This window comes from Actinomycetota bacterium (assembly GCA_018334075.1).
Taxonomy (GTDB): Bacteria; Actinomycetota; Coriobacteriia; order Anaerosomatales; family UBA912; genus JAGXSC01.
Genome location: JAGXSC010000078.1, coordinates 45088 through 67949, shown reverse-complemented (window position 1 = coordinate 67949; position 22862 = coordinate 45088). Strand labels below are relative to the sequence as shown.

Sequence of the window (22862 nt, the reverse complement as noted above, 5' to 3'; positions counted from 1 at the left end):
TAATGGGCCGCGGGACCATCCCTTTCCACATAAAGCTTTCCCGGGTCGGCCATGCGACCATCCCGGAGTATCCGGTATTAGCAACGGTTTCCCGAAGTTATCCCGAAGAAAGGGGCAGGTTTCCCACGTGTTACTCACCCGTTCGCCACTCTATACACTCACCGAAGTGAGCTTTAATCGTTCGACTTGCATGTGTTAAGCACGCCGCCAGCGTTCATCCTGAGCCAGGATCAAACTCTCCGTAGAAAATTACATGAACCGAAGTTCACGTTTTTCGGAAGTGAGATCCGGTCTATCCGGATCGATCCAGCTTCTCACACACGGGGGTGCATGATCACCGGATCAATTTAGTCGATCGGTTTGGTCATTTGACGGACCCTTACGACCGACAAGTTATTTGATTCGCTTTCGCGAACCTTCTGGCTTGTCACAGTATCCGGTTTTCAAGGTTCAGTCCAACGAGAAAACAGTATTTATCCTGCGCTTTTTCTCGTCTTAGCCACCCGATCTATTCCGGCGGCAAATGGACACTCTACGCATCGTCCTTGACACTGTCAACACCCAATTCAAGGAATTTTTCCCGTTTCACCAAAATAATCTTGGATTCATCAAAAACGCTTCCCGGAAATCTCCAGGAAGCGCTTACGACAGCAAAGCCGTTGCCGATGCGAATCGCATCAATACATAGCGCTACCTGATTGGTATCCGATCGACGACATCCGAACCCGATTCTCTTGGAAGAAGCGGCCAAAGTAGGTTACCACCATCTCGCAGGTTATGCAAGAAATTAAGTGAAAAATACGCTGCCCCCAAAGCTGGAGCACGGTATCACTGGCGATAGCGTCAACCCTGCTTACTTACAACCCTAACAAATTTGCGTTTACCTACTTGGATTACGCCACCTTCAATTGCGCTGCCTTCGATGTTGTACGACGTCGGCGACAAGGTGACGCCGTTGATTTTGACGCCTCCTTGATCGATGAGCCTTCGCCCCTCTCCTCTCGATGTAGCCATTCCCAGCAAGTCAAGAAGAGCTGGGACGTGAATCTCCTGCGCCAAATCGACCTCAACAATAGGCACATCCTGTGGGATTTCGTGTCGCCTGAAAACCAGATCGAAAGATTCCTCGGCACCTATTGCGGCATCATCCCCATGGTAGATAGCTACTACTCCCTTGGCGAGCTGTCTCTTGACTGTATTTGGATGCAGGACGCCCGCGGCAAGTCCTTTTTCGATGCTTTCCACATCTTCGGCAGGCAAGGCCAAACACGCACGATAGTATTTGAACATGATTTCGTCGGGGATCGACATCACTTTCCCGAACATCTCAGCAGGCTCGTCGGTCAATCCTATATAGTTTCCGTAGGCTTTGCTCATCTTCTGAGACCCGTCAGTCCCTTCGAGCAGGGGCAGGGTCAGGCACACCTGAGGCTCCATTCCATGGCGCTCCATAAGCTCGCGACCGGCGAGAAGATTAAAGAGTTGATCGGTGCCGCCGATCTCAACATCGGCCTTGATTACCACCGAGTCGTACGCCTGAGCCAACGGATAAAGCATCTCGTGAAGTGATATCCCGACACCCTCCCTGAATCTTTTCTGGAAGTCGTCTCGTTCAAGCAATCTGGCAACCGTGAACATGCTTGAGAGTCTCAATATGTCAGCAAAGTTGAGTGGAGCGAGCCATTCAGAGTTGCGTCGAACCTGAGTCGATGAGGGATCTAGCACTTTGAACGCCTGCTCGATATAGGTAGCTGCATTCTCCTCGATCTGCGCTTCAGTCAAAGGGGGTCGGATGGTGTTACGCCCCGAAGGGTCGCCGATAAGCGCGGTAAAATCGCCGATAATCAATACAACCGTATGCCCTAGGTCTTGAAATTGACGCAACTTTCTTAGCGGAACCGCATGGCCGAGATGAAGATCGGGCGCGGTTGGATCGACGCCCAATTTGACCGTGAGCGACCTTCCAGAGGCGAGCTTCGATGCAAGTACCCGCTCCGGTACAATCTCGGCGACTCCACTGCGAATTTGACGCAACTGATCTTCAGGTGAGAGCATAATCGAACTGCAACCTCCTAGGGGCGACGTCTGGTTTCACTTTGTCGCCATCGTAACAACCAGGTAACCTGATGTGGTGGGCAACTATCAACATCTAGCATTTCGCGTCATACTAACATGATATATGTGACTAACAGGGCTGACCTGACTTTCTTTGGAACCGATGAACGATAGAAACGATAAAAACCGCTCGCGCCAGTCGAAAGACGCCCGAAACCCGCAGTTTCGACCCAGAAAGAAACCGGTCAAAGCTGCATCCGGTAAACCATCTCCGACGGCGAAGCATCCAAAACCACCTCGCGCAAGTGCTCGGCAGCGAAGTGCGTCTCCAGGGCGCCCCGCAAAAAAGCCTGACGCGCGACGTCGGCTCACGGGCCGCAAGCGGCTGCTAAGGGTAGCGCTTCTCGGGCTGCTGACCCTCATTACATTGACTGTCATTGCCGGCGGGGTCACATACGCCTCCATACTGAGGGATCTACCCGACCCGGGCGATCCGCTAAAAGGAAGAGATCAGACCTCGGTAATCTACGATCGAAACGGTGAGGTTCTCGCCAAGCTATTTGCCGAGCAAAACCGCACAGACGTTCCCTTTGCCGATATCCCGCAAGACCTGAAGGACGCGGTTCTCGCCACTGAAGACCAGCGATTCTTCGAGCACGAGGGTGTTGATCCGAGAGGCATCTTGCGGGCTCTTTGGGTCACGCTCACCTCCGATGAGGTACAGGGCGGATCGACAATCACTCAACAATACGTGAAGAACGCGCTCATCACACCGGAAAGAACTTTGAGACGCAAGCTCATGGAAGCAGTCCTGGCCTACCAGATCGAGAGTCGATTCACCAAAGAAGAGATACTCGAGCTGTATCTGAACACCATTTACTTTGGTCACGGCGCTTACGGCATAGAGTCGGCCGCTCAAGTGTTTTTCAGAAAGCCCGCAACCGAACTTGGGCTTGCGGAATCGGCGATGCTGGCGGGAGTTATCAGATCCCCGGGCCGCTACTCGCCATACCTGAATCCGGAAGACGCGAACGATCGACGCTCAACGGTGCTGAAGCAGATGCTCGATCAGGGTCGCATAGATGACGCCGAGTTCGAAGCCGCACAGGCGCAGCCGACTGAAACCGCCGGTCTACCCGATAACGATGCGCAGGCACCCTACTTTGTCGAGTACATAAAAGCTCAAATCACAGAACGATACGGCTCGGAGCTGGTATTTCGAGGTGGCATCAGGATAGATACCACGCTGGACATGCGCTTGCAACGTGCTGCCGAGGCGGCAGTCGCAAACCACCTTCAGCAACCGGACGGACCATCCGCGGCCTTAGTGGCGGTCGATCCTTCAACCGGTGAGATTCTGGCGATGGTCGGCGGCAAGGACTTCGAGACCAAACAGTTTAACGTGGCGGTCCAAGGACGCAGGCAACCAGGGTCAGCCTTCAAGACATTTGTGCTGGCAGCGGCGCTACAGGAAGGAGTCGGCACTGAGCAGGTTTTCGAGTCTGGTCCGGCTTCGTTTCAGCTTCCCAACGGGGAGACCTGGGATGTCACAGGCGCAGCGCCAGGCGGACCAATGCGACTGAGGCAGGCTACCGAAAAATCCGTAAACTCCATATTCGCTGAGTTGATCCTGGACATCGGAGCAGAAGAGGTCCTCGACACTGCCAAGCGAATGGGCATTGTTCAAGAGACACAGCCCGTGCCGGCGATTGCACTTGGTGGATTGGATGTTGGTGTTTCCCCGCTTGAAATGGCCGCGTCGTACATACCGCTGGCCGCCGGCGGAACCAGCGCAGTCCCCTTTGGGCTAAAGCGCGTCTCGGATGCCGAGGGGGAAGCGCTTTTCTCGGCAGAGCCCTCGAGGACTGCCGCCATCTCACCGCAGGTGGCCTACCTGACGACCGACATTCTGAAGGGAGTCCTGACGAGAGGAACCGGTACTGCAGCCAGGATAGGCAGACCGGCAGCAGGCAAAACAGGAACGACCCAGGAGTACCGTGACGCCTGGTTCGTTGGATATACCCCGCAGATCGTATGCGCCGTCTGGGTCGGTCACCCCGAGGCGGCCAGAGAGATGAAAGATTCCCGCGGCCGAAACATCACAGGTGGTTCGATTCCTTCCCGGATATGGGCAGATTTCATGAAGGCCGCGCATGAGCCGCTGGAGGTAAAGGAGTTCGCAAGGCCCGAGGGTGTGTCCCAGATAAGTATCTGCTCTGACACCGGTCAAAGAGCCGGTCAGTGGTGCCCCAACTCTTTCACCAGTCTCTACCTCACCGAGCACCTGCCCGATGGGTGTGAGCAGCACACCGGTCCGGTTCAAGTTGAGATACCCGAGCTCATCGGCATGACCAAAGAAAATGCGATCTCTGCGCTTAGAAGGGCACTACTCCCCTTCGAAGTCGTCGAACAGGACGTCCGTGGGGTGCCGGCCGGCATAGTTTCCAGCCAGAACCCACAGGGTAGCTCAATCGGAACCACGGCAACTGTGGTCACCATAGTCGTCTCGGACGGCGGCCGATCAGACAGACCTCCTGTCGCGAGGTTCACCTCCCCTGCTGAAGGAGCAATCGGCCAGGCGGTCACTTTCGATGCCGCACTTTCCTCCGACGATGGAACCATAACGTCATTTCAATGGGAGTTTGGCGATGGGCAGAAGTTGACCGGAAGGCAGGTGACACACACGTACGCCGCGCCGGGCTCTTACTCGGTGACCCTATGGGTGACCGATAACAGAAATCAAACGACCTCCACAACCAGAAACATCACAATCAGATAGGATCACGGTCGCCCTTGATCTGCTTCGCTGGTGCCTGAAAGCATCTTTGGCCGAGCATAAGCGCTCTAGCCGATGCCTCGAAAGAACTGCCCGCTAGTCGAATTTTCCGCCAGGTGCGGCAGCTTTGACGCATGAGCTTTCGATCTGCCGGAGAACCCCTCGATAAGCATCTCGCGGAAGTGCGCCGTGATGCGCTCGGCCCGCTGAGCGTTCTCATGTATAAAGTCCAATCGAACGGCATCCACGCCTGCCTGGATAATTTCCGGTATAGCTCTTGTCAAATCAAGCGGTACCGAATTATAGATACGTGTCCGGCCGGTCGCATCAGTGATCGCTGGAAAAGAGTAGCCTTTCGCGTCTTTTAGAAAGTATCGCTCTTCACGTCTGCGACAGGAGTGGCAGCGCTTTGAGCAATCACCGATCGACATCAAAACGCAATGCTCGGTAATCATGACCTCCTGATATCCATAAACTGAAATACCCACCGGAATTGTGGCATTATGCGCGATACTAGCGATCTGACGCCCGGAAAGTTCCGGCGAGAGCCAAGCAAACGAAGCCCCGGATTTTGCGAGAGCCGCGACGCTGTGCGCATTGGTGGCATTAAGGCTCCAGTGCGCCTCAACGCTTACACTTCTCTGCGACAAGATCGGGATCAAGCCGAGGTTACCGGCAACGACGCTGGGATACTCGGCTGCCAAATCTAGGATATCGGCGATCTCTTCATCGTGCGCGATGCGTGGTAGCTCGAGTGCCGCCGAGGATATCTGTCTCGTGACAGCGTGATCCTGCGTGCCCGCCATAATGACCCGGTTGGCCCCCGCCTGAAGGCACGCTTTGGCCACTGTAGGGCTGGTTGTCCACACAACAATTTGAGGGACATCGCTTTTCGGGCGAGTGCGACTGGGGTTTAGCACAGCAGGAAAGATGCGCTGACGCCCCTCCCAGGGCTTTAGCAGCGACACCTTCAAGGCATCAAGAGCCTCTCTTCTCACCCGGTGAAGCGCTGAGTAACCAAGCCCTGCCTCGGCGGAAAGATCGACACTGACAGACCCCAGGCGGAAAGGCGTACCGCCCAACCGCCCGACGTGCTCGGTGATCTCGGCGGGAGTGATTGGTTTTGTGCGTGCCCGCTCGACCACCGGGCCTTCTACAGCGACCTCAATGCTGCCGTGCGTCGCTGAAACATGCAACGGATGACCGGTGAGCGCCTTTACTCGAAAGTCGACGAGGGGGCCAAAGGTGCCATCTGTTTTGGTAAACGTGCGCCGCGCCGCGCGCTGAAGGGCGGCGTTCACCACGCGAAACACTCGATCACCCTGCGAAACCGAGGCGCCGATATCCACAAAGGGGCTCGAGCCGGCCGGAGCCGTTGTCGCTTGCTGTCCGGCAATCTCGATAGATCCTATCTTCGCAACGTGGCGGCCTCTACCGGTCCACACCTCAACGGTATCACCAATATCCATCGCAACATCGAGCTTGATTTGGGTCCTGCCGGCTCTGACCTGCCCCACTCTCCCTATCGGAATACCTCGGTTGTTGGGGCGGGTAAAGCTCATCATGGTGTTGTCGCGAATTCCTGTCAGATACGCCGAAGAAAATCCCCGGCTGAACGCCTCGGCTAAAATCGATTTCTCCGCGGCCGAGACTTCAAACCCTTCTGGATCGGCGATCGCCCTGTCCAGTGCGCGACGATAGACGCCCGTGACAAGCGCCACATACTCGGGAGCCTTCATCCTGCCCTCGATTTTGAGAGAGCTCACACCGGTCGCGATCAAATCTGGAAGCATCTCTATCGTCGAAAGATCCTTCGTGGATAGCAGGTGCGCTCCTGGGCTGCGCGCCTTTCGACTCTTGGCGTCTTCCAGTTGGTAAGTCAGGCGGCATGGCTGGGCACAGCGTCCCCTGTTTGCCGAGCGACCCCCAATCATCGATGACATCAGGCACTGGCCTGAATAGCAGACGCACAGCGCGCCGTGCGCAAAGATCTCCACCTCAAGATCGGTCGAAGCGACCAGGCGACTCACCTGACCCAGCGCCATCTCACGCGCCAAAGTGACTCGCGAAAACCCTGCACGCCCTAGCTCCGCAATCGTTGGGGTATTGTGAGCCCCGATCTGAGTTGACGCATGCAAGCGAACGTCTTCAAGCTCGGATTTGATCACGCTGGCCAAACCGAGATCTTGCACGATTATCGCATCAGCGCCCATGCTCCAAATCTCATCGACAAGCGCAAGCGCTGAGGCCATCTCATCAGGCAAAATGACAACATTTGCAGTAATGTAGACACGAACACCATGCAGGTGCGCAAGATCAATCGCCTCGGAGAGCTCTTCCGCCGAGAAGTTTTGCGCCCCCAGCCTTGCGTTGAACCGGTCAAGGCCGAGGTAAACGGCATCAGCGCCGTTATTGATAGCTGCCCTCAACGAGGTAGGATCTCCAACGGGCGCGAGTAACTCTGGTCGCCAGTGCGTTTTATGGCTCATTTTCTCATCCATTCGGCAACATAAGTCCAATTTTGTAGAAAAAAATCGATCAAATACGGCAAACTGTAATCAGGAGGCGAAACACCAATAATGTCAAGCTACCGCATACGCGCCAAACGAAGAGCAAGATCGAAGCCGGGCAAAGCTCTCCGCATTGCCCTTGCAACAATCTTGGTCACCGTCCTGATGACGGTGATAGGCGTGGCCGCGGCCTACGGCCTTATCGGGGGTTGGCTTCAAGATCTTCCCGATTATAACGCTCCTGACGCATTCGAGGTTGCCCAGGCAACCCGCATCTACTCGGCAGATGACGTGCTACTGGCAAGATTGTTCCTGGAGAATCGCACTGTGGTTCCGATATCGAGTATCTCGACCTACCTGGTTGAGGCCTCTGTTGCTGTTGAGGACGAGCGCTTCTACCAGCACAATGGCGTCGATGTGAGAGGAATTACCCGTGCATTTGTTCAAGGGGTCGTGTTGGGTGGGGACATACAGGGTGCTTCAACGATTACCCAGCAATACATAAGAAACACCATTCTTCTGGAGGAGCGCACGGATATCACCCTCAAGCGCAAGGTTCGAGAAGCATACCTTGCGCTTGAGCTTGAAAGCAGGAAATCGAAAGAGGAGATTCTCGAGCTGTATTTGAACGCAATCTACTACGGGGAAGGCGCGTATGGCGCGCAAGCTGCCGCGCAAACTTTCTTCTCTAAAGACGCAAACGAGCTGACTTTGGCTGAGGCGGCGCTTCTTGCCGGACTTCCACAACAACCAAGTAGGCTCTCGCCTTTCGGAAATCCCGAAGGCGCTCTCAGTCGCCGCGAGCATGTCCTTCGCCGCATGCTAGTCAACGGATACATAACCGAAGATGAGTTTGAATCGGCAAACGCAGAGCCACTGAGCCTCAAGCGCGCTGATGAGCCACTCCATGGCATCTACGCGGCTCACTATTTTGTCGCTCACGTCAGAAGACTTCTCCAGCAGGAGTACGACCAAGCGCTTGTCTTCAAAGGTGGGCTTACCGTGCACACCACCCTCGACACGCGACTGCAAGGCTACGCGGAAAACGCTGTATTTAGCGCACTCGGACAGCCTGGAGATCCTGACGCCGCCCTTGTATCAGTCGATCCGCGCAACGGTCACATCAAAGCTATGGTCGGAGGACGTAATTACGCTCAGAACAAGTTCAATCTTGCAACTCAGGGCAGTCGCCAACCTGGGTCAGCCTTCAAAACTTTTGTGCTCATAGCGGCAATCGAAGAAGGCGTGCCTCCACACCGCTTGATGGACTCTTCATCGCCGGCTCGAATAAGAACAACACCTGTTTGGGATGTCTCGAACTCGGAGGGTCGCGGCAGAGGGCTTATCTCAATCGACGCAGCCACCCGGGCGTCCGTCAATACGGTTTTCGCCCGCCTGATCTGGGATCTCAACGAACGCGGCGGCTCGACCGGAGCCGAGAAGGTCGCTGATGTAGCGGAGAGAATGGGGATCACGACCGAAATCCCATCGCTGCCCTCTATTGCACTTGGCAGCCAGAATGTCACTCCACTAGAGATGGCATCTTCATACGGAACCCTTGCCACTAGTGGCGAGCACTTTCCGCCTATCGCCATCACGAAGATCCTCGATTCAAGCGGAGAGATTGTTTACGAGTCAAAGCCTGAGGGCACAAAAGCCCTGGAGCCCGAGGTTGCGTTCGCTACTACAAATATACTGCGTGGAGTAATCACTGGTGGAACCGCAAGGCGCGCAGCCATAGGGCGACCAGCGGCTGGCAAGACCGGAACATCTCAGCTCAATCGAGATGCATGGTTCGTGGGGTACACCCCACAGCTATCTACAGCTGTTTGGGTTGGCTACCATGAAACCGAATTGCCCATGAATAACGTCCGAGGTCGGCGCGGCTTCGGAGGCACTTTGGCTGCCCCTATCTGGGCCGATTTCATGAGAGCGGCCCATGAAGGACTTGCGGTGGCGGACTTCGAGAGACAGGACCGACCTAAATACATATGGAAGCGCGAGTGGGATTCGCGAATATCCGTGCCTTCACTTGCCGGCATGTCAAGAAATCAAATCGCCGAGGCACTGGATGAAGCGGGCCTGAAGGCTACGTTCACCGAAGCCTTCAGTGCAACCGTTCCTAGGGGGACAATCATCTCGCAAAGGCCCGAAGGTGCCGAGCGGGTAAGGCAAAACACCGTGATCAACGTCGTCATCTCAAGAGGTCCAGCGCCTGCAGCCGCGCCCGGGCCACCAGCGACACCGCCGCCGGACGACATAGCGCCAACCCCGCCTCCGTCAGAGCCGGAAACGCCTTCAGAAGCACCGATGGGTGGACCTTAATAAGCGGCAACACCTTGAAATCAGCGCTTTACGCGGATCATTCCGGAGCAGGTGAAAATCTCTACCTCGCCGAGCTTTTCTACCTCATCGAGCACGAGGTTCATCCCTATAGCATCGCTTGAGACGTGCCCGGCAATAACGAGGTTCAGGTTGATTTTCTCGGCGTGTTTGCGGTGATCCTCCGAGTAGTGCATTCCAACAAGGGTGCCCACTCCGGCGTCTACAAGCTTGTCGAGAGCCTCGCTCGGGCCCTCAGTGCCACCGGTCATGTCGACAACGATCCTGCCGGCGCGGTTAGACCCTTTGCCCCCAATAACGCTCGGGCCATATCCTTTGCGAGCCGCATCCGCATACTCCGGGATCTCCCGCAGAACCTTTACGATGTCATTGAGTGTCCTGGGCGTCTTCTCGTCGAGGTGCGACTGAACAAACCTGGTCACCGAATTGTCGGCAGGCGTATGGCACGACAGAAAAGCGATGTCCAGCAACCTCGCCGCGTCAACAGCTCGATAGTGGTTTGCGGGCATTATTTTGCGCCGTACCTCTTGTGCTCTTGTTTCAATCAGCCTGTCGCCAGCCGCAACACTAACACCTTGAGCTGCCCATATGTCTGCCTGCATTCCCATGACTTCGTGCATAGACGCATAGCCAATGCCCTCGGGGTGGTGCGCAAAAACTAAATCAACGGGCTTGCCCGATTCCCGCATCCTGTCAGCAAGTAGTATTTCGCCGACCTCCATATCGATACCAACAATGAGCCCGCGGATATCAAGCGCCGGATCCCCAAAGCAGATTCGCGTGTCTGAATAGGGATTGGTTAATTTCTCGCTGTCGAAAAACTCCCTCTCAGCGTCCTCGAGCTTATCGAAAGCTTGCTTCTTTTCAGCCAGTAGTGCCTCGATTTCCTCGGGCGATCTTGGATCGTTGGCTATGCCCTTGTCGACGCATACCTTGTAGATATCTATCAGTTTTATGCTCACGCTGACTCCTATTCTTCGTCTGTTAGGACCGATTGAGTATTTCGCCAATTGCGAAATGAAACAAAAGAGTTGTCTGTCAAATAATACCGTAGTTGAAGCTCGTGTCCGGCACTGAGCCCTATTCGGCCAGACACGGAAATATCTAAATCGGCCGAGTCTCCCTGGAATAGGGCGAACCTGTCCCCATCAAGCCTCGAGCCATTGTCTGCCATGCTAATGCCGAGGGCCTTTGCAAGTCGCCCAGGACCGCGTGTTAGATCCCTGATAGAAGAAACACCCCTGCGCTCAGACATGACCTCGAGTCCAAGTGTCGGCTCAATCGACCTGATCAGCACCGCGCCGGCCTGGCCTTCGGGAAGGCAGACAAAATTGAGCATGTGGTGCATCCCGTAGACAAAATACACATAGGCGCAGTCTGGAGGGCCATACATCGTTGCATTACGGCGCGTTATCCCTCTCGTCGAGGCATGACTTCCCGGGTCGTCTCGGCCTAAATATGCCTCTGTCTCAACGATCTTGCCGCCAGTCGTCATATCTCCGTCTAGCGTAATCAAAGTCTTGCCGAGAAGCGCTCTCGCTACTTGGCGGGGGTCACCTTCGAACAGGCCAAGGGGGACGCGCTCGCATCCTGCCTCAAGCCCAGGGAACGGCTCTCGCATCTTCCAGCCAGTCGATGTCAGAGGCGATCGTTTCATTCACTCGCTCAAGCTGTAAGCTAAGCGCTTCTGGCCCGGTGCCACCCTCGCTGTTTCTTCTGGAAACGACGGAGCGTATGTCAACGAGCTTGCCGGAGTCCTCAGCGAAACTTTGGTGGATCGCAGCCAGCTCCTCAAAAGACAGATCCTGAAGCGTACGGCCAGCTTTTTCACACTGCAAAACGAGCTTGCCGACAATCTCATGGGCCGACCTAAACGGTATCCCCGAGTAAACCAGATGATCCGCAAGGTCTGTGGCGGCCATGAATCCTCCAAGGCACGCCTGATACATCCTATCTTTGTTCACTTGCATCGTTGAAAGCATCGGCGCTGCGACCGTCATGGAATCAATAGTCGTATCTATGGCATCAAAGGCCGCTTCCTTGTCTTCTTGCATATCTTTGTTGTATGCAAGCGGCAAGGATTTGAGCATGGTGAGTAAGGCAACTAAGTCGCCGAGTGTTCGTCCTGATTTACCACGAATGAGTTCAGCAAAATCGGGGTTTTTCTTCTGTGGCATGATGCTCGATCCGGTTGAGTATGAATCATCAAGCGTGATAAAGCCGAACTCCTCGGTCGACCACAGAACCAGCTCCTCACAGAGTCTGGAGAGGTGAATCATCGTGAGCGCGCAAGCGTACACAAGGTCAACAAGGAAGTCCCTGTCGCTTACCGCATCCATCGAATTGGGCGTTACTTGCGAAAAGCCAAGGCGCTCGGCCACAAGGCTTCTGTCTATCGGAAACGTGGTTCCTGCCAAAGCCGCACTGCCCAACGGCAAGAAGTCAGCGGCCTCAAATGCGTGACGAAATCTTGTTGCGTCACGTGAGAGCATCCAAAAGTACGCGAGCATATGATGACTGAAGAGGACCGGCTGAGCCTTTTGCATATGCGTATATCCAGGCATCAAAACAGTCTGATGCATGTGTGCGAGAGTCACGATCGCTTCTCGCAATCGGATGTTGGCCTGAAGCAGATCAAGCGCCCTTCTCTTGGCGTAAAGTCTAGTATCGGTCGCCACCTGATCGTTGCGGCTCCGAGCCGTGTGCAGCCTGCCCCCAGCAGGACCGATTCGCTCCGTCAGTGCGCGCTCTATGGCCATGTGAATGTCCTCATCGGCCACATCAAACTTAAACCGCCCATCGCGAATCTCCCTGAAAATTTCAGAGAGGCCGGCCTCGATTGCGTCCGCGTCATCTTTGGATATTATCTGTTGCTCAGCGAGCATCCGCGCGTGAGCAATGGAGCCCCTTATGTCCTCCTCCCACATTCGCTTATCCGCCTTTAGCGAGGCCCCAAACTCATCCAGAAACCTCGTAGTCGGTTTTTCGAATCGGCCAGCCCAAGGCTTCTTTGGCTCATTCACCTGAACCACCCTTTGCTCTTGAATTTATAACTCGCCTGATTGCAGCAGCCGCGAATCTGGCGGCCGGAAAAGCAAGTAGCGCGCCGGCGCCGATCGCAGCCATGTTATAGGCCCACTGATCTCTGGCAGTGTGCCCCGGAAAGAGAATCGGCAAGGCAGACCCGAAAAGAATCGCGCCGACTACGAATATGTTCTGATTCCTCGATCCACGCGACTCTGTGGAGCCAAAAACGCCTACGATAACACCGATAAAGAGACCCACAAACGAGGAGAACCGAACGGTCTGAAAATCGATTCTCTCGGCGTTCGGAAGCCACGAGAATGCGGCCCCAAGTAGCGCCCAGACAGATATCCATGCGACCCCGGCCAACATAACGCGAATATCACTCTTGCTAATCACTGAGCACCCATCAATCCGCATCCACTCGAGCTCGATTACGCTGCTGCGCCCATACCTTGGCCGGCAAGCCATGTAGCTGCACAAATCCCCTGGCAGCGGTGTGGTCGAAGGAGTCTGCCTCGTCATAGGTCGCAAGCTTATAGTCGTAAAGGGAGTAAGGACTCCGGCGGCCGACAACAACACAGCTTCCATTGAAAAACTTCACTCTGACATCACCTGTCACTAGCTGTTGCGTTGTTTCCACAAAACTGTCGAGGGCTTCTTTTAGCGGAGAGAACCACATGCCGTTATATACGAGCTCCGCCCACTTCTGCTCAACGCCTAGCTTGTAGTGAGCCACCGAACGCTCCAGACATAGCTCTTCAAGTGCCTTGTGCGCGTTTATCAACGCCAGCGCACCTGGAACCTCGTATATCTCGCGAGATTTTACTCCCACAAGCCGGTTCTCAATCATGTCTATCCTGCCGAAACCATGTCGCCCCGCAAGCTTGTTCATGTTAGTGATAACGTCCAAAAAGCTCATTTCCGTGCCATCGATCGCAACGGGAAGGCCTTGATTGAAGGTGAGTGTCACATACTCTGCATCGCCGCACTTTGCATCACCGGAATTCGCAGTCAAAGAGTATATGTCCTGCGGAGGCTCTACCCAGGGATCCTCAAGTATGCCGCATTCGATGGCGCGACCCCAAAGGTTGTCATCGATTGAGTATGGGCTTTCTTTTGTAGTAGGCACCGGAATTCCCCGTGCTTGAGCCCACTCCATAGCCTGATCTCGAGTTTTTAGCTCCCACTCCCTAACCGGAGCAACGATCTCCAGCTCTGGATCAAGGCAAGCGACCCCCACCTCAAAACGAACCTGGTCATTACCTTTGCCCGTGCAGCCGTGTGCAACATAACGAGCCTTGTGAGCATGGGCCTCCTCAACCAGATGCTTGACTATGATCGGCCGTGATAGCGCGCTTACCAGGGGGTAATTGTTCTCATATAGCGCATTTGCCTTCAGTGCCTTGCTTAGATATTCGGCGACATACTCCTCCCGGACATCCTTCACAATCGATTCGACAGCCCCGATAGTTAGAGCCTTCTGGCGCACGAACTCCAAGTCTTGACGCTCTTGCCCCACATCAACGGCAAGTGCAATGACATCCATATCCAAGTTTTCCTGTATCCAGCGAATGGCGACCGAAGTATCCAGTCCGCCCGAGTACGCCAACACACACTTCTCGCGAGCCATATTCTTGTAAGTCCTTTCCAGTTTTAGGGTTCCCAGACCTTTGGGTAAGCTTATTTCCCTCGAAACTTCGACAACTGATCTTTTAGTCGCTGGGCCTCAATCTCATTTTCGGCTATCACAAGCACGGTATCGTCTCCAGCTATACTGCCGAGAACCCCAGCAAGCTCGGCTTTGTCCATTGCCGCCGCCACTCCCGGAGCGGTCCCTGGTGAAGCTTTGACGAGCATTAAATTTCCACTATGCACAACGTCGACCACCAGCTCAGAGATCATACGCTGAAGGTGCAAATCTTCTGCGAGCACATATATCCCCTCGGGGAGTTTGCGCAGGCCCAGGTTGGAAATATCCCTCGACACGGTCGCCTGTGTGCAGTTTAGGCCTCGCCTCATTAGGCCCTCTACAAGATCTCGCTGGGTACGTATCAACTCTTCTCGAACAATCGCCTTTATCAGGCTCTGTCGCTCTTCACGCTTCCCCATAAAATCACTTCACTTTCTTCTTCCCGCAACAAAACGATCAGGCCTTTAGGCAATTACCAGTGAAAGTAACGCTTTCTGTACGTGCAAGCGATTTTCTGCCTGCTCAAAAATCAGAGAGTTAGAGCCATCCAAAACTGCATCGGTGACCTCTTCCCCGCGGTGCGCCGGCAGGCAATGCATGAATACCGCGTCACGGTCAGCGAGTTTCATCATGCTCTCATCTACGCAGTACCCGGCAAAAGCCAGAAGTCTATCTGCGCGCTCGTCTTCCTGCCCCATCGACGTCCAGGTATCCGTTACGACAATGTTTGCACCGCGGACCGCTTCGCGGGGATCTCGCACCAGGTGAATGCTCGCCTTTGTGCTATTGCCGAGGAGACGAGCTTGCCTCACAACCGCGTCTGGAGGCTCATACCCAGCTGGAACGGCGATAACAACGTTCATGCCAGCAATGGCTCCAGCAAGCATGTAGGTATTAGCCATGTTGTTCCCATCACCTATGTACGCCAAGGTGAGACCGGAAAGCTTTCCGAAGTGCTCCTCTACTGTCAGCAGATCGGCGAGTCCCTGGCATGGATGATGGTCGTCGGTGAGCATATTTATGACCGGAGCTCTTGAGATTTCAGCCAGCGCATCGACCTGTGAGTGCTGAAAGGTTCGCACACAGATAGCATCCACGTAGCGCTCGAGCGTTTTAACCGAGTCGTAGACGCTCTCGCCCCGAGAAAACACGTTGTCGCTGCCGCTCAATACAACAGGATAGGCCCCCAGCCTGTGACAAGCGACTTCGAAGGAAACACGTGTGCGCAGCGAAGGTTTCATAAATATGAGAGCCACAGAGCTGTCCGCATGGGTTTGTCTCCTGTCGCCCTGCGCCCACTCACGCTTCTGCCGAGTGGCTTGATCCAGAATGAGGCGTAGCTCCTCGGCGGAAAGATCTGCCATGGTGAGTAAATCTCGACCCTTCATCGAACCTCCCATCAGCTCCTGCCACCCACCAATACCTGCTCAAGGTAGTCAAGCATCATGTCGATTTCGGCCAAATCACAACAGAGCGGGGGCAAGAACCTCAGTGTAACAGGCGAGGTATTGTTGAGAACCAGTCCGTCGGACAGCGCCCGAGCGACCACCTCGGCGGCAACTGGTCGCTTCAGATCAGCGGCCACCATCAGTCCTGACTGCCTCACTTCCACGATTTCACCGGTGCGGGCCATAATCTCGGAAAGACCTTCATGCAAAACGGCGCCCAAGGTTGAAGCATTTCTCCCGAGATCCTCCTCATGCAGTGCATCCAGCGTCGCGCGAGCCGCCGCGCACACCACAGGTCCGCCTCCGAATGTAGACCCGTGATCGCCGGGGCCGAAAGCCGTAGCCACGGAGTCGTCTGCGACCACGGCGCCTATCGGAAGCCCATTTCCAAGCGCTTTGGCTAGCGTCATAATGTGCGGCCTGATCATGGCTGATTGATGCGCGAACACAGGTCCCGTTCGATAGATCCCGCACTGAACCTCATCGAAGATCAGCAGGACTTCCCGCTTGTCGCACAACGCGCGAACCTCAAAGAGATATTCTGGGTCACAGGGAAATACTCCTCCTTCTCCCTGTACAGGTTCGAGCAGCACAGCACATACACTCTCGTCCACAACCTCTTCCAGAGCATGGATGTCATTGAGGTCCACATGCACGAATCCCGGCGAGACGGGGGTAAACGAATCCCTCTTGTCGGCCTGCCCTGTGGCCGCCAAAGAGGCCAGCGTTCTGCCGTGAAACGAGCGATGCGCCGTGACAATGGTGCGTGCCTGGGGGCCTTTGTGTATCGATGCCCACTTGCGAGCCAGCTTGACCGCACCCTCGATTGCCTCGGCACCCGAGTTGCAGAAAAAGACCTTGGCGCCTCCGCCAAAAAGCTCGCTTATCTGAAAGGCCAGATCGGCGCGATGCTCCACATAAAACAGGTTCGTCACATGGGTAAGCTTTTCGATTTGTCTTTTCACGGCTTCGATAACCGCAGGATGTGAGTGGCCGAGATTGACAGTCCCGATGCCGCTCATGAAATCCACGTATTCACGTCCTCGATCGTCGAACAAACGAGTCCCTTCACCGCGCACGAACAGCACGGGCTTGCGCGCGTACGTGTTCATGTGTGCAGCCGAGTCGAGCGCCGCTATTCTTTCGAACTCCTGACCCACTAGATTACTTCCTCTTTAAGCCAGGGTTCTTCGACAGGGGTGATCATCGTTCCAACGCCCTCTTCGGTATAGACTTCAAGCAGCAATGCGTGTGGAACCGTACCGTTCAATATATGGGCGCGTTTCACACCAGCTTGCAAGGCGCTGACACAGGCGCTCACCTTGGGAATCATCCCTCCACCAATTTTGCGGCCGCTTATCATCGCTTCGGCCTGTTCGATGCTGAGCTTTCGGATAAGGGTTTCCTTGTCCTCGCTGTCGGCATAAAGCCCGTCAACGTCTGTCAGGAATATAACTTTATCGGCGCCCAGATCCGCAGCCAGTCTACCGGCAACTACATCAGCATTCACATTAAATGAGCCGCCGTCCTCGCCGGTCGCAACAGTCGCGATCACAGGAATGAACCCGTCTTCGATCAGATTGAAAACGACCGTCGTGTCGATGTTTGTCACGTTGCCCACGCGGCCCAGATCGGATGAAAGCTGATTGGCCTGTATGAGATTGGCATCTTCTCCGGATATTCCAACTGCAAGCCGTCCGTGCATGTTTATTGCAGAGACAAGCTCTTTGTTGACCTTGCCGACCAGCACCATCTTGACGATCTCCATGGCCGCATCGGATGTCACGCGCAAGCCACCCTGAAACTCAACCGGCATACCGAGGAGATCCATGTAGGCTGTGATATCAGGCCCTCCCCCGTGGACGATTACCGGATTGATTCCAACCAGCTTCATAAGCACAATGTCGCTTGCGACGTGAGCCCGCAGCACAGGATCTGTCATGGCCGAGCCGCCATACTTGATGACAATGGTTCGGCCCCAGGTTCGCTTGATCCACGGAAGCGCCTCTGTAAGAGTTGATGCCTTTAGGTGAATGTCCGTCATTGGACAGGTCCTCTCCGACATTTGTTCTATACCTACTTTCAAGAACGATACTCTCCATTTATGCGCACATACTCATAAGACAGGTCGCAAGTCCAAACTGTAGCCATAGCAGTACCGAGATGCAGGTCGACGATTATTGTAATATCCTCTTGCGCCAACGCGGCAGCAGCGTCTTCTTCACTGAAGGGAACCGCCATGCCATTGCGACAAGTAGTGATGTCCGCAAAAGTTATCTCCAGTCGTGATGGATCTATCGTCGCCGGCGCCTTACCTACTGCCATTGCAACCCGGCCCCAGTTCGCGTCGCCACCAAATATAGCAGTCTTGACGAGCGGCGAATTTGCGATCGAGCGGGCAACGACATCGGCCTCGGCCTCAGAGAGTGCTCCTTGGACAGCGACTGTAACAAAGCGTGTTGCACCCTCCCCGTCCCTGACGACCATGTGCGCAAGATCCATGCAAACTCTTGTTACAGCGGCTTCGATTGCGGGGTACGCAGAGTGATCGACATCGATTGGCTCACCCTCCAGCGCTCCTGATGCCATCAGGACAACCATATCGTTAGTAGAGGTCTCGCCGTCAACGGATATCCGATTGAATGTCACAAAGTTTGCCGCCTCAAGCGCCTTACGACACGCATCAGGGGTAAGTGGCGCGTCTGTGGTAAGAAATCCGAGCATCGTAGCCATGTTCGGCATTATCATCCCACTGCCCTTAGCCATGCCGCCTATACGGTAACTAGCTCCGCCGACGTTCACGGCAACTGCAGATTCCTTGACAGTCGTATCTGTGGTCATGATTGCCTGGGCTGCCTGCGATGCAGAGTCCGAACTTAACTCGGAAGCAGCAACACGAATACCCGAGGTCACGACATCGATAGGCAGTGGTACGCCGATTACTCCGGTCGAGGCGACCAGGATATGATCGGGAGTGTCACCGAGCGCCTCGGCAGTCACCGCTGCCATAGTCCTGGCATCGGCAAGTCCCCTCTCTCCGGTACACGCATTCGCGTTTCCTGCATTAACAATAACTGCCCTGATCTGCCCTGATGATACATTTTCACGAGAGACAGTGACCGGAGCGGCCGCCATGGAGCTGGCGGTAAACAAGGCGGCGGCGGGAACGGGACGTCCTGCATCGATAAGCGCTATATCCAGTTTTCCGCCCTTTTTTAATCCGGCTGCAATCCCTGAAGCCAAAAACCCCTTTGGCGCAAGAATCCCACCAGTAATGGCGTCGATCGAGTATGCCTTCACCACAACGTCTCCTATATCACAGGGGCCAGCATTTTTAGCCCTGTTGTCTCTTCAATTCCAAGCGCGATGTTCGCGCACTGCACAGCCTGCCCTGAGGTTCCCTTGATTAGATTGTCTATCGCACAGGTGACTATGATTACTCCGGAGGGATCGCAAGTAACTCCTATGTGAGCTCGATTCGTTCCGCTCACCTCACCAGTCGACGGCATCTGTCCAGGCTCGCAAATCGTAATGAAAGGCTCTTCCCGATAGCGATCCTCATACATAACAAATACTTCCTCCGTGGTCATGGGCTCGGAAAGCTCCATGTAAACGGTTGAGAGAAGCCCTCGGGTCATAGGGATTAGATGTGGAGTAAATGCTACCTGCATCTTTCTTTGCGCGAGCATGGAGAGCTGCTGCTCCATTTCCGGAATATGCCTGTGCGATCCAACCTTGTAAGCAGCAACTGTTTCATTGATAGCAGGAAAGTGAGTCATAGCCGTAGCCTCTTTACCTGCACCCGACACACCCGACTTTGCATCGACGATTATCCTGTTTCCGGAAACTATGCCTGCTTGCAAGGCTGGTGCTGCGGCCAGTGCAGTTGCCGTTGGGTAACAGCCAGGGCAAGCAATCAGTTGTGCGCCGGGCAAACTGGATCGATCGACCTCGGGCAATCCATAAACAGCATGGCTCAACAACTCCGGACTACTATGAGCGGTCCCGTACCAGCGTTCATAACTATTGGGGTCTTTCAGCCGGTAGTCTGCGGAGGCATCGATGATTACAGCGCCAGCTTTATATAATTCCGGAACGATACCCATCGATACGCTATGAGGAACAGCCAGAAACACCACCTGAGCACGCCTCGCAAGAAGCGAAATTTCCGGCGCCTCGTAGCGCAGATCAGTCAAGGTGGTGAGTTTTGGATAGACTTCCGAGACGAGCCTGCCAGCTTCGGCGTGAGAAGTCACCATCACGAGGCGAAAGTCAGGATGACCCGCCAATATACGAGTCAACTCGATTCCAGCATAACCAGATGCGCCAACGATTGCGACATCCATCATTAGTGCGCTCCTTGCCCACACAAAAGCGATACCGTGAAGTGAGCTTCAGATACTACACACCGGGCAACATCATTGTCAATAATTTTGTTTATTTGTGCAAAATATTACAGTTATAAGTAATATTTTATCAATTATATACATATATCCGAAAACTCAGGCTCCCCGCAGTTTAGCGCCAACAGCCTTTTCGACCTTTCGAAGCATCCTGTCGTGAACAGGCCTTACCTCCTCTTCAGTCAGTGTTCTGTCTGCAGATCGATACGACAATGAGAACGCAAGGCTTTTATATCCTGGCTGCACGTTGTATCCCGAAAACACATCGAACAAACGCACTGATTCGAGAAGTGAGCCCGCAGAAGACGCGATCGCCTGCCGAATACTCTCGGCGCTCTGGGTTACAGGAACCACCAATGCGACATCGATCTCTATAGCTGGAAATTTGGGTATACCTTTGTATCTTTTCACAGAACGAGCCTGTTTGATGAGTGCCGCAAGCGAGAGCTCAAAAGCCACAACTGGGCCATTGCACTCAAAAGTGGCAAGAACCTTGGGGTGCACCTCACCAAGCCAGCCGACGACATCGCTGCCGACAACTACCTCCGCCGAGCGACCTGGCTGCAGCCAGGCGATCTGTGCCGCACGGAAGCTCACTGATTCGGTTCCCATATCCATTGTCAGTGTCTCGATCACACCCTTGGCGTCGAAAAAACCGAGCGCCGCGCCGCCCGACGGTAGATCACAGCCAGTTTGGGCCTTGCTGGTGCCACCTGTAATCTTCTGATCATGCCAAGCCGGCGGTTGCCACTGACCAGCCAAAACCGCTCCAACAACCTCTCGCTCCTTAGGTAGCTGGCGGCCCTCGGCAGAGATAAAGATATTTGCTATCTCATAAAGCTGAACTCCTGTGACTCCTCGTCTTTGATTGTATGAAACTGACCGAAGCAAGCCTGGCAGCAACAATCTGCGCAATACCGCCTGTTCCTCAGACATTGGATTGAGCAGCCTGACCGGCACTTCGCCGGGGGGAAGCTCAAACCGCACGCTCTCCAAGTCCCGAGGATCACAAAAAACGTAAGTCATGGTCTCATTTAGCCCCGAGGCTCTAAGTGTAGCCCCAGCCCGCTCTCGCCATTCCTGGAACGGAGTCAAGCGGCCCAATCGGCCGCGCCCTTTCGGAAGTGTCGGAGATACTCGCTCCATACCCCAGAGCCTCAAAATCTCCTCGACAAGATCGATCTCCCGTGAAAGATCGGGTCGAAACGAAGGTATCTGTGCGTGTAAAACGCCGGGACCGATTTCGACTGTCAGCCCAAGCTTCTCAAGAATCTGCGCCGCCTCCGTCAGAGATATACCTGCGCCAGTTATCCGGTGTAGTTGTCCCTCCCGAAGATCGATACGCCGCGCAGGGCTCACCTTTGGGTGGGCGTCGGACAACCCAAGATGTATTTCTCCGCCACAAACTTCGGCCATCAACTGGGCTGCTCGACTCAGGACAGCAAGACAGGCCGAAGAGTCCACTCCTCGTTCGAAGCGCGTCGATGCCTCCGAGAGCAAATTTAGGGTACGCGACGTTTTTGAAATCGACACAGGATCGAAGGCCGCCGACTCAAGCAGGACATCTACAGTAGTCCCTGAAACCTCAGTCGCTTCGCCCCCCATGACGCCCGCCAGCGCAATCGGGCCAGCGGGATCACATATGACCAGCATATCATCTGTCAGTTTTCTTTCGACTCCATCAAGCGTCTTCAGGCGCTCTCCATTCTCAGCTCGGCGCACAATAATCCGCGGACGCCCATCTGGCCGAGAGAGCTTTTTCAGGTCGAAAGCGTGCAGGGGTTGGCCCATCTCAAACATCACATAGTTAGTGATATCGACAACATTGTTTATCGGGCGCACACCCACTGCAGTCAATCGCTGTTCGAGCCACTCAGGAGAGGGGCCAACTTTGACACCACGAACCAAGGCCGCACAGTACCTCGGGCATAAATCGGAATCAACGATCTCGATATGCACCGGCTCGCTCTCCCCCAAAGCACTCTCGGATTGAGCGCTGGCTGGGGCTTGAAACGGTAAGTCCAGGGCCGCAGCGACCTCTCTGGCCACTCCGATAACAGACAGGCAGTCGGGCCGATTCGGAGTTATCTCAAGCTCAAGAACAAAATCGGATTGCGCATAGTGATCACTAAATGCGGTGCCAACCGGGGCATCAGGCGGCAAAATAAGAATTCCATCCTGATCCTGCCCAATTCCAAGCTCGGACGCCGAGCAGTTCATGCCCGAGCTTTCTATCCCGCGTATCTTCGCCTTTTTGATGGTCTGACCGTTTGGAAGAACCACTCCGGGCACAGCAACAGGTACACGATCGCCCACAGAGAAGTTTTGAGCCCCACAAACAATCTGTAGCCCTGCTTCTCCCCCAACGTCCACCATTGTCACCCACAGCTTATCGGCGTCAGGGTGGCGTTCCTTCGCGGTGATAAGCCCAACCACAACCCCTTCGAGGTCGGCACCTATCTTGTGAAGGGCAGCAACCGCAGTTCCTGTGTTTTCCAGGACATCAACCAGTCGCTCGACGGGCACTTTCACCTCGACGAACTCGGATAGCCATTTCATTGGAACACGCATGAGGGCCTACTCGTTTCTACTTTATGGTGAACAACGGCA

The 22862-nt window shown here is 54.7% G+C and carries 16 protein-coding genes and 1 rRNA gene; 2 read left to right on the top strand and 15 right to left on the bottom strand.

All coding sequences use genetic code 11. The annotated features are described in order from the left end of the window. Both KGZ89_09660 and KGZ89_09655 read right to left on the bottom strand, forming a co-directional pair. Nucleotides 1-246, bottom strand: a 16S ribosomal RNA gene (locus KGZ89_09660); the annotation flags it as partial. A 597-nt stretch (nucleotides 247-843) separates the two neighbouring features. Beyond that, a complete protein-coding gene (locus KGZ89_09655; protein MBS3975108.1) occupies nucleotides 844-2055 on the bottom strand; it encodes a tyrosine--tRNA ligase in 1212 nt (403 codons plus the stop codon). 163 nt (nucleotides 2056-2218) lie between these two features. Here KGZ89_09655 and KGZ89_09650 point away from each other — a divergent pair, with 163 nt between their 5' ends. Further along, nucleotides 2219-4834 (top strand): PBP1A family penicillin-binding protein, encoded by a 2616-nt coding sequence (locus KGZ89_09650; protein ID MBS3975107.1) that lies wholly within the window; start codon nucleotides 2219-2221, stop codon nucleotides 4832-4834. A 65-nt stretch (nucleotides 4835-4899) separates the two neighbouring features. Here KGZ89_09650 and KGZ89_09645 read toward each other — a convergent pair whose 3' ends face one another. Beyond that, entirely contained in the window at nucleotides 4900-7320 is a 2421-nt protein-coding gene (locus tag KGZ89_09645) for a U32 family peptidase (protein MBS3975106.1), read from the bottom strand. Between the two features lie 90 nt (nucleotides 7321-7410). Between KGZ89_09645 and KGZ89_09640 the strand changes: the two genes are divergently transcribed. Beyond that, a complete protein-coding gene (locus tag KGZ89_09640; protein MBS3975105.1) occupies nucleotides 7411-9666 on the top strand; it encodes a PBP1A family penicillin-binding protein in 2256 nt (751 codons plus the stop codon). A gap of 20 nt (nucleotides 9667-9686) precedes the next feature. Here the strand turns inward: KGZ89_09640 and KGZ89_09635 are convergent, their stop codons facing one another. The 12 genes from KGZ89_09635 to KGZ89_09580 all read right to left on the bottom strand — a co-directional run bounded on the left by KGZ89_09635 (nucleotide 9687) and on the right by KGZ89_09580 (nucleotide 22823). Then, nucleotides 9687-10640, bottom strand: a complete 954-nt coding sequence (locus KGZ89_09635; GenBank protein ID MBS3975104.1) for an NGG1p interacting factor NIF3 — start codon at nucleotides 10638-10640, stop codon at nucleotides 9687-9689. A 14-nt stretch (nucleotides 10641-10654) separates the two neighbouring features. Then, nucleotides 10655-11305, bottom strand: coding sequence for a DNA-3-methyladenine glycosylase (locus KGZ89_09630; protein MBS3975103.1), 651 nt, complete (start codon nucleotides 11303-11305; stop codon nucleotides 10655-10657). Beyond that, entirely contained in the window at nucleotides 11280-12707 is a 1428-nt protein-coding gene (gene argH, locus KGZ89_09625; protein ID MBS3975102.1) for an argininosuccinate lyase, read from the bottom strand. Before argH ends, KGZ89_09630 begins: the two co-directional genes overlap by 26 nt. After that, a complete protein-coding gene (locus tag KGZ89_09620) occupies nucleotides 12700-13107 on the bottom strand; it encodes a hypothetical protein (protein MBS3975101.1) in 408 nt (135 codons plus the stop codon). Before KGZ89_09620 ends, argH begins: the two co-directional genes overlap by 8 nt. Before the next feature lie 10 nt (nucleotides 13108-13117). Then, nucleotides 13118-14341 carry an argininosuccinate synthase gene (locus tag KGZ89_09615; GenBank protein MBS3975100.1) on the bottom strand — a complete coding sequence of 408 codons (1224 nt, stop codon included), beginning with the start codon at nucleotides 14339-14341 and terminating at the stop codon, nucleotides 13118-13120. Nucleotides 14342-14391: 50 nt separating this feature from the next. Then, a complete protein-coding gene (locus KGZ89_09610; protein MBS3975099.1) occupies nucleotides 14392-14820 on the bottom strand; it encodes an ArgR family transcriptional regulator in 429 nt (142 codons plus the stop codon). 45 nt (nucleotides 14821-14865) lie between these two features. After that, nucleotides 14866-15801 carry an ornithine carbamoyltransferase gene (argF, locus tag KGZ89_09605; GenBank protein MBS3975098.1) on the bottom strand — a complete coding sequence of 312 codons (936 nt, stop codon included), beginning with the start codon at nucleotides 15799-15801 and terminating at the stop codon, nucleotides 14866-14868. Then, nucleotides 15801-17009 carry an aspartate aminotransferase family protein gene (locus KGZ89_09600; GenBank protein ID MBS3975097.1) on the bottom strand — a complete coding sequence of 403 codons (1209 nt, stop codon included), beginning with the start codon at nucleotides 17007-17009 and terminating at the stop codon, nucleotides 15801-15803. The genes argF and KGZ89_09600 overlap by 1 nt, the downstream gene beginning before the upstream one ends. After that, complete coding sequence (gene argB / locus KGZ89_09595; GenBank protein ID MBS3975096.1) at nucleotides 17009-17893, bottom strand: acetylglutamate kinase; 885 nt, start codon at nucleotides 17891-17893, stop codon at nucleotides 17009-17011. The genes KGZ89_09600 and argB overlap by 1 nt, the downstream gene beginning before the upstream one ends. 38 nt (nucleotides 17894-17931) lie before the next feature. Then, entirely contained in the window at nucleotides 17932-19134 is a 1203-nt protein-coding gene (gene argJ / locus KGZ89_09590) for a bifunctional glutamate N-acetyltransferase/amino-acid acetyltransferase ArgJ (protein ID MBS3975095.1), read from the bottom strand. 26 nt (nucleotides 19135-19160) lie between these two features. Then, nucleotides 19161-20198, bottom strand: coding sequence for an N-acetyl-gamma-glutamyl-phosphate reductase (locus KGZ89_09585; protein MBS3975094.1), 1038 nt, complete (start codon nucleotides 20196-20198; stop codon nucleotides 19161-19163). Between the two features lie 153 nt (nucleotides 20199-20351). Beyond that, on the bottom strand, nucleotides 20352-22823 hold the full coding sequence (locus KGZ89_09580; protein ID MBS3975093.1) for a phenylalanine--tRNA ligase subunit beta: 2472 nt from the start codon (nucleotides 22821-22823) through the stop codon (nucleotides 20352-20354). Between the last annotated feature and the right edge of the window lie 39 nt (nucleotides 22824-22862).

Coding starts and splice junctions, on each gene's coding strand:
- KGZ89_09645 (MBS3975106.1), bottom strand. CDS start 7,320: ATGAGCCATAAAACGCACTGGCGACCAGAGTTACTCGCGCCCGTTGGA.
- KGZ89_09630 (MBS3975103.1), bottom strand. CDS start 11,305: ATGCGAGAGCCGTTCCCTGGGCTTGAGGCAGGATGCGAGCGCGTCCCC.
- KGZ89_09640 (MBS3975105.1), top strand. CDS start 7,411: ATGTCAAGCTACCGCATACGCGCCAAACGAAGAGCAAGATCGAAGCCG.
- KGZ89_09655 (MBS3975108.1), bottom strand. CDS start 2,055: ATGCTCTCACCTGAAGATCAGTTGCGTCAAATTCGCAGTGGAGTCGCC.
- argB (MBS3975096.1), bottom strand. CDS start 17,893: ATGACGGACATTCACCTAAAGGCATCAACTCTTACAGAGGCGCTTCCG.
- KGZ89_09615 (MBS3975100.1), bottom strand. CDS start 14,341: ATGGCTCGCGAGAAGTGTGTGTTGGCGTACTCGGGCGGACTGGATACT.
- KGZ89_09580 (MBS3975093.1), bottom strand. CDS start 22,823: ATGCGTGTTCCAATGAAATGGCTATCCGAGTTCGTCGAGGTGAAAGTG.
- argF (MBS3975098.1), bottom strand. CDS start 15,801: ATGGGAGGTTCGATGAAGGGTCGAGATTTACTCACCATGGCAGATCTT.
- KGZ89_09585 (MBS3975094.1), bottom strand. CDS start 20,198: ATGATGGATGTCGCAATCGTTGGCGCATCTGGTTATGCTGGAATCGAG.
- KGZ89_09610 (MBS3975099.1), bottom strand. CDS start 14,820: ATGGGGAAGCGTGAAGAGCGACAGAGCCTGATAAAGGCGATTGTTCGA.
- KGZ89_09650 (MBS3975107.1), top strand. CDS start 2,219: ATGAACGATAGAAACGATAAAAACCGCTCGCGCCAGTCGAAAGACGCC.